The organism is bacterium (assembly GCA_026416715.1).
GTDB lineage: Bacteria > UBP4 > UBA4092 > JAOAEQ01 > JAOAEQ01 > JAOAEQ01.
Genome location: JAOAEQ010000042.1, coordinates 1 through 6845, shown reverse-complemented (window position 1 = coordinate 6845; position 6845 = coordinate 1). Strand labels below are relative to the sequence as shown.

At 41.4% G+C, this 6845-nt stretch carries 9 protein-coding genes; all 9 read left to right on the top strand.

Annotation, left to right across the window (positions count from 1 at the left end):
• Window positions 1-158: sugar transferase (locus N3A72_12270; GenBank protein ID MCX7920351.1), on the top strand; the 158-nt coding region annotated here is incomplete at its 5' end.
• 122 nt (window positions 159-280) lie between these two features.
• Window positions 281-1807, top strand: coding sequence for a capsule assembly Wzi family protein (locus N3A72_12265; GenBank protein MCX7920350.1), 1527 nt, complete (start codon window positions 281-283; stop codon window positions 1805-1807).
• 93 nt (window positions 1808-1900) lie between these two features.
• Entirely contained in the window at window positions 1901-3052 is a 1152-nt protein-coding gene (locus N3A72_12260) for a DegT/DnrJ/EryC1/StrS family aminotransferase (GenBank protein ID MCX7920349.1), read from the top strand.
• Window positions 3053-3274: 222 nt separating this feature from the next.
• Entirely contained in the window at window positions 3275-4210 is a 936-nt protein-coding gene (locus N3A72_12255; protein MCX7920348.1) for an NAD-dependent epimerase/dehydratase family protein, read from the top strand.
• A gap of 89 nt (window positions 4211-4299) precedes the next feature.
• Window positions 4300-4863, top strand: a complete 564-nt coding sequence (locus tag N3A72_12250; GenBank protein MCX7920347.1) for an HAD family hydrolase — start codon at window positions 4300-4302, stop codon at window positions 4861-4863.
• A 92-nt stretch (window positions 4864-4955) separates the two neighbouring features.
• Window positions 4956-5762, top strand: a complete 807-nt coding sequence (hisF, locus tag N3A72_12245) for an imidazole glycerol phosphate synthase subunit HisF (GenBank protein ID MCX7920346.1) — start codon at window positions 4956-4958, stop codon at window positions 5760-5762.
• A 41-nt stretch (window positions 5763-5803) separates the two neighbouring features.
• Entirely contained in the window at window positions 5804-6115 is a 312-nt protein-coding gene (locus tag N3A72_12240) for a Smr/MutS family protein (GenBank protein ID MCX7920345.1), read from the top strand.
• Between the two features lie 12 nt (window positions 6116-6127).
• Window positions 6128-6388, top strand: a complete 261-nt coding sequence (locus tag N3A72_12235) for a hypothetical protein (protein ID MCX7920344.1) — start codon at window positions 6128-6130, stop codon at window positions 6386-6388.
• 104 nt (window positions 6389-6492) lie between these two features.
• Window positions 6493-6845 (top strand): hypothetical protein (locus N3A72_12230; GenBank protein MCX7920343.1); only part of this gene is annotated, 353 nt, incomplete at its 3' end.

Below are 6845 nucleotides of genomic sequence, written 5' to 3'. Positions count from 1 at the left end.
TAACCTGTATCTGGCAGGTAAGTGGTCGGAGCGAACTCGGGTTTGATACCTGGATGAAAATGGATTTGGAATATATTGATACCTGGTCGTTATGGTTGGATTTCAAAATTCTACTGAAAACAATCCCAGCCGTAATATTTTGCCGCGGCGCATATTAATATTTAGTCATCGTCGAGGAAATTCCAACATCAAAATCCAAATGTCAAATACACCAAATCCAATTTTTAACTGTAAAATATTCATGATTAATAGATTTAGTAATTTATTTGGATTTTGGAGTTTGAATTTTGGATTTATCATTCTCCTACTCACCTTATATTTCTTGCCTGCAGGATTATATGCTGGTGAAGTTAGTCCGAACGTACCACTTTCACATTGGAGTTATCCGTTAATTGAGAAATTATTTAATCTCGGTCTAATTACCGAACCGTTCCTGAATACCAAACCATATACTCGCATTGAAGTCGCGATCATGATTGATGAAGCTTCGCGGAATCTTGCTGAACAGAAAATCGAACTCCCGATTGCAGCAGGAATACTCGAACGACTACAGCGGGAATTTTCGGTCGAATTAGCGACAATAACTGAAATTAGAACTGGTATAACTCCTGAAACATATCTGAAACCGATAGATGATATGTATTTCCGTTCGATTTATAGTGAGAAATCATTTATCCTGCGGAACCGACAAGGTGATAAATTTAGTGAACATTCGAATTTCAGACTCGGGTTCGATAGTTATGGCCAATATGCGAATCGTATCGGCTATTATTTGCATCCGGAATATCGGTATTCTGAAGATACGTTGAACGAAGGAGAATTGGTTGAAGGATATATGAAATGCATGGTCGGTAATCTCGAATTAGAGCTCGGTAGGGATTCGCTTTGGTGGGGACCCGGTGCCAATGGCGACTGGATTTTAACGGATAATGCGAAACCATTTGATTTAATTAAAATCGGCAATGCGGAACCGGTTTTGCTTCCGTGGATATTCCGCTGGCTCGGTCCGATGAAAACCATCTCTATCCTAACTCGGTTGGAAGAAGAACGGGATTATCCGCATACACGGTTCTGGGGTATGCGAACTTCGTTTAAACCGAAACCAGGAATAGAACTCGGGTTTTCACGGTCAGCGATGTTCGCTGGTGAAGGCAGACCGTCAATGGATTGGCGCGATTATTGGGATATGTTCTGGGGAAGAAAAGAGCATGAAGAATCGGATTTACGGAATAATCAGATTGCCGGCGTAGATTTAACTGTTCAGTTTAATCATCTCGATAACAAAACGCATGTTATCCGAACCATGACGGTTTATGTTGATGGTGCCGGTGAAGATTTTGCCAGTGGCGGTCCGTTACCAAGCCGCTGGGCGTGGTTATATGGTATCGTTTTCGGTGATATCGGTTTATCTGGAAAAACCGATTTACGAATTGAATATGCCAATAACCATATTCCGAAACATCCGAATTATTGGTATTCGCATCCGGTATATACGTCTGGATACACCTATTACGGCGATATTATCGGGCATCAGATAGGAACTGATAGCGATGATTTATATATCGAATTAACGCATTTTTTCAATGCGCAATTTTGCGGGTCGTTAATTTATGATATTCAACAGCATGGACTATCGGACGATGAACCGATGAAAGTCCAATATCTACAACCGCAACTAACCTTTTATGGAAAAAATAATTTGATAGTTTCTGCTGCGTATCGGTATGAAAAAGAAGATGCTGGTAGTGAACAGGGAACTGACCAAACGAATCATATCCTCTTCCTGAACACCATCTATTCGTTCTAAAATAATAGTGAAGTTAGGTCGAACGAGGAGCTCGGGGTCGTTCAATCTAACTACGCTTATAACTTGAAAATCTCAAGTCAAAATATATCGGATATGTTTATACCATTTCATATCCCGACGATAGGAAAAAAAGAATTCCAAGCAGTTAATCAAGCGCTTAAAGTGGGTTGGATAACTACTGGCCCGACCAGTCTCCGATTTGAACAATTGATTTGTCGAGAATTAGGTGCGAAACATGCGGTTGCCTTAAATTCTGGCACCGCAGGGTTGCATTTATCACTCGTCGCACTGGGAGTCAAACCGGGGGACGAAGTTATTGTTCCGACATATACATTCAGCGCAACCGCAGCGGTAGTTGTGCATTGTGGGGCAAAACCGGTTTTGGTTGATGTTGACAAAGAGCGGATGCTAATTCTTCCTCAAGAAATCGAACGGAAAATAACGAAAAAAACAAAAGCGATTATCCCGGTTCATCTTGCGGGACATCCGTATCCAATGCAGGAAGTACAGCAGCTGGCAAACCAATACCGTTTAGCGGTTATCGACGATGCCGCGCATGCGTTTGGAGCAGAATATCGCGGTCGAAAAATCGGGTCGTTTGAAACCATCGCTGTGTTTAGTTTCCATTCAACCAAACCAATTTCAACTGGCGAAGGTGGTGTGCTTACGACAACATTGCAATCGCTTGCGGAACATATCCGCCGGTTAAGTTTGCATGGGTTATCGAACGGCGCTTGGAACCGGTATCGGAAAGAAGGCAGCTGGTTCTACCAGGTTCTCGAAGCGGGATATAAATATAATTTGCCGGATATTCCCGCAGCGTTAGGAATCGCCCAGTTGCAGCAAGCGACTCGATGGCATAAGATTCGAACTAAGTATGCACAACTCTATACCGCTGGATTTGCAGAGAATGAAGCGGTTGAAACGCCGACAGTGGCTCCGGATATAATCTCTTCCTGGCATCTCTATATTATTAAACTAAACCTGGAACAACTGCGGATTTCAAGAAACCAGCTCATAGAACTTTTGCGGAAAAAAGGTATTGGAACCAGTGTACATTATATTCCGTTACACCATCATCCATATTATCAGCGAGTCTGGGGGTATAAACCATCGGAATTCCCGAATGCGAATTGGGCGTATGAACGGGTTATTTCCTTGCCGTTATATCCTAACTTGAAACAAAATCAGGTAGAATATATAATCAACTCAATAAATAAACTTAGCAAAAAATATAAACGTTAGGGTGAATATAGATAAATTTAAGATTCGAACTTCGACTATCGAATATCGAAACAAATATAAAACCTTAAAAACGAAAAACCAAAAACAATACCCGGAATTTTGCCACAGAGTTCTTATGCTTTTGTATTTTTCAGTTAATTAGTTTGTTCATTTATCTTTTTGTTTCGTATTTCGGATGTCAATATTCGGGTTTTAGATTTCATCTGTTTAATTATGAACACAATGAATATCCTCATAACCGGTGGTGCAGGATTTATCGCGTCACATATTGCCGATGCATATATTCAAGCCGGGCATAACGTAACGATTGTTGATAATCTTTCTACAGGGATACAAAAAAATATTCCACAACAAGCGCAATTTTTCCCGATCGATATCCGGTCGTTAGCGGAGCTTGAGAAAATCTTTACCGCTGGTAACTTCGATATTATCAACCATCATGCTGCACAGATTGATGTTCGAAAATCAGTTACGAATCCGATTTATGATGCAGAGGTTAATATCATTGGAACCATTAATCTGCTTGAGTTAAGTCGGAAATATACGGTTAAAAAACTAATTTTCGCTTCTACTGGTGGCGCAATTTATGGTGAAGGAATAGACCTACCAGCGGATGAAACGCATCCGATAAATCCGGAATGTCCTTACGGCGCATCGAAACGAACTGCAGAGGTATATATCGAACTCTATGCACGGTTATATGGATTAAATTATCTCATTTTGCGCTATCCGAACATCTATGGTCCACGGCAGAATCCGAAAGGAGAAGCGGGTGTCAATGCAATTTTTATCGGGCAGATGCTCGCGGGGAAAACGCCGACGATTTTCGGTGATGGCACGCAACAGCGGGATTATGTCTATATTGAAGATGTAGTACAAGCGAATCTGATTGCGTTGAGATATTCAAAAAATGGAACTTATAACCTCGGCTGGGGCATCGGCATTTCGGTAAACGAAATTTATCAGAAATTGCAGGAGATTATCGGATTTAAGAATCCGGCAACCTATGCGCCGCCACGGGCTGGTGAAATCCAGCGGATTTATCTTGATTCGCAGAAAGCGCAAACCGACCTCGGTTGGAATCCACAATACGATTTTGTAACCGGACTAACGAAAACGGTTGAGTGGTTCCGGTCGAACCCAAATTGGTATGGGTAAAGTAACCGAGGAACTTAAACACGGAAAAACGAAAAATCGGATTTTATGTTCTCAGGTATTTTGATTTTTCCGTTTTTTCGCTTACACCTATGAAAGTAGTCTTCCTCGATCGCGATGGGGTAATCAATAAACGGCTCGTTGGTGATTATGTTAAGAGATGGTCAGAGTTTCAATTTTTGCCGTACGCAAAACGAGCGATTCGGAAATTAACCGAAGCGGGGTATCAGGTTCATGTCACTAGCAATCAGCAGGGTGTTGGAAAAGGATTGATGACCAAACAGCAACTCGATGATATCACTCGCCGTATGCTCGCTGAAATCGAGCAAGCCGGCGGGAAAATTCATTCCGTGGCGTATTGCCATCATACTGAATCTGATAACTGTACTTGCCGGAAACCAAAGCCAGGGCTGCTTATCCGGACGGCAAATAAATATAAACTGCGTTTAACGAACTGCTGGATGGTTGGTGATAGCGAACGCGATATTCAAGCGGGAACAGCGGTCGGTTGCAAAACCATTCTGATTGGAAATTACAAAATTAAAAATCAAAAATCAAAAATATCAATTCCAACCTTCACGGCTAAATCCCTTCTTGAAGCGGTTAATCTTATCCTTAAAACAGATACTATCTCTTCGAATAAGCGGAAATGTTAAGTAACAGATTCATTTCTCATATTCTTTGTTTCGTGGTATAGTTTATATAAACCCAAATTTGGGATGTATTTTCTCTGATGGAGGGAAAGAGTATGGCAGCATATAAACGGATTATTCCTTGTCTTGATATTGCTGGTGGGAGAGTGGTCAAAGGGATTCACTTTGAGAATCTACGCGATGCCGGCGACCCTGCTGAAATCGCTACACGATATAATCAAGAAGGTGCAGATGAAATAGCGTTTCTAGACATTATGGCAACGGTTGAAGGACGGAAAACTATGATTGAAGTAGTTAAAAAAACTGCAGCGGTGATAACCGTTCCGCTAACGGTAGGCGGTGGAATTAGTTCGGTTGAAGATATGCGTATTCTCATTGAAGCTGGCGCAAATAAAATTAGTATTAATACCGCAGCGGTAAAAAATCCGGAGTTGATTTCTGCAGCAGCGAAAGAATTCGGCAGCCAATCTTTAGTTGTAGCGATAGATTATCGGCGGTCAGCAGAAATGCCGTCCGGTTGGGAAGTATTGATTAACGGTGGGAAAACGCCAACGGGAAAAGATGCAATTGCCTGGGCGAAAGAAGCGGAATCGCGCGGTGCCGGCGAATTACTTCCAACCAGTATTGATACCGACGGAACGAAAGCGGGGTATGACCTTGAACTTTTAAAAACCATGGCGCAAGCAGTTCAAATCCCGATTATCGCATCTGGTGGTGCAGGAAATCTCGAGCATCTCTATCAAGCGATAGCGATTGGAAAAGCGGATGCGGTTCTAGCCGCATCAATCTTCCATTTTCGGGAATATACAATCAAGCAGGCGAAAGAATATCTCAGGGCAAAAGGTATTCCGGTTAATTTGTCGGAAGGACCGGATAAATATAACGAAGTTAAACTTCATTGAAAGCGCAACTCAAAAGCAACATTTACATTGCTAATGTAACAATGAAAAACAACTCGCATACAACGCCTATTCGAATCATCATGTGTCAGCAACCGAAAGATTTTTCGGAAGAATTAGATCTTCACCATCATCATATCGACGACGCGCTGCGTATCCTCGATAAATATCTCGATACCGCATTTATCTATCAGAAATCGCCGGTATATATCATTCACGGGCATGGAACTGGTAAACTCCGAAAAGCTATTTGTGAATTTCTAGCACGGCACCCCCAGGTAGAATCATTCTCCTCCGCGCCACCGAATAAATGGGGCGATGCGGCTACAAAAGTTATTCTACATTCAATAGAGTAAGATAGCGATATCATGTGGCCTTTATCTTTTTTTGAATCAAGTGCATCTTTAATCCCCGAGGTAGATAGTCCGACTTCTTGGGATGGACTCATCCTTTATGCAATAATGCTCCTAGTTTATCTTGGTTTTCTCTATTGGCTAAACAAGAAATTTGGATTATTAAGAAAAGGGATAATTATTGCTGGATTAATCTGGCTAGGAATTTATATTCTTGGGGTTGGTATCGGCTCTCGGGGATATATGCTTATCAATATGTTAGCTGTCTCTTATTAGGTCTTTTTATTTATATCATTATAATCATTTCTAGCAAACGTTTCGCAAAATTAGATATTGCTCTATCGAAAAAATTATATCTTTCTGGAATCGCAATAGCGATTATGCTGTTAATCGTGTTTACTGGTTACGCTTATATCTGCGCTTATGCCTACTTCTTACCAGCGTCATATCCAGCTGAACAACGAGACCAGCTTCGGATGATACGGCGGATTATCGAAATCGAACCCAATGGCCATAATTGGGATGAAGCTAAATTGATACCGTTATCAGAAGCGCATTTACATTGGCAGGGGAAAGAGCTTATTCCCGATTCTATTCGGCAACAATCGGAATTTCGGGGATATAAATATCTAATGCAGCTAAATCAACCGAAACAGAAACTTTATACGCTTGATGTTATTCCGATTCAATATCAAAAAGGAATGCCGTCGTATCATGCTTATTGCGTCAATCC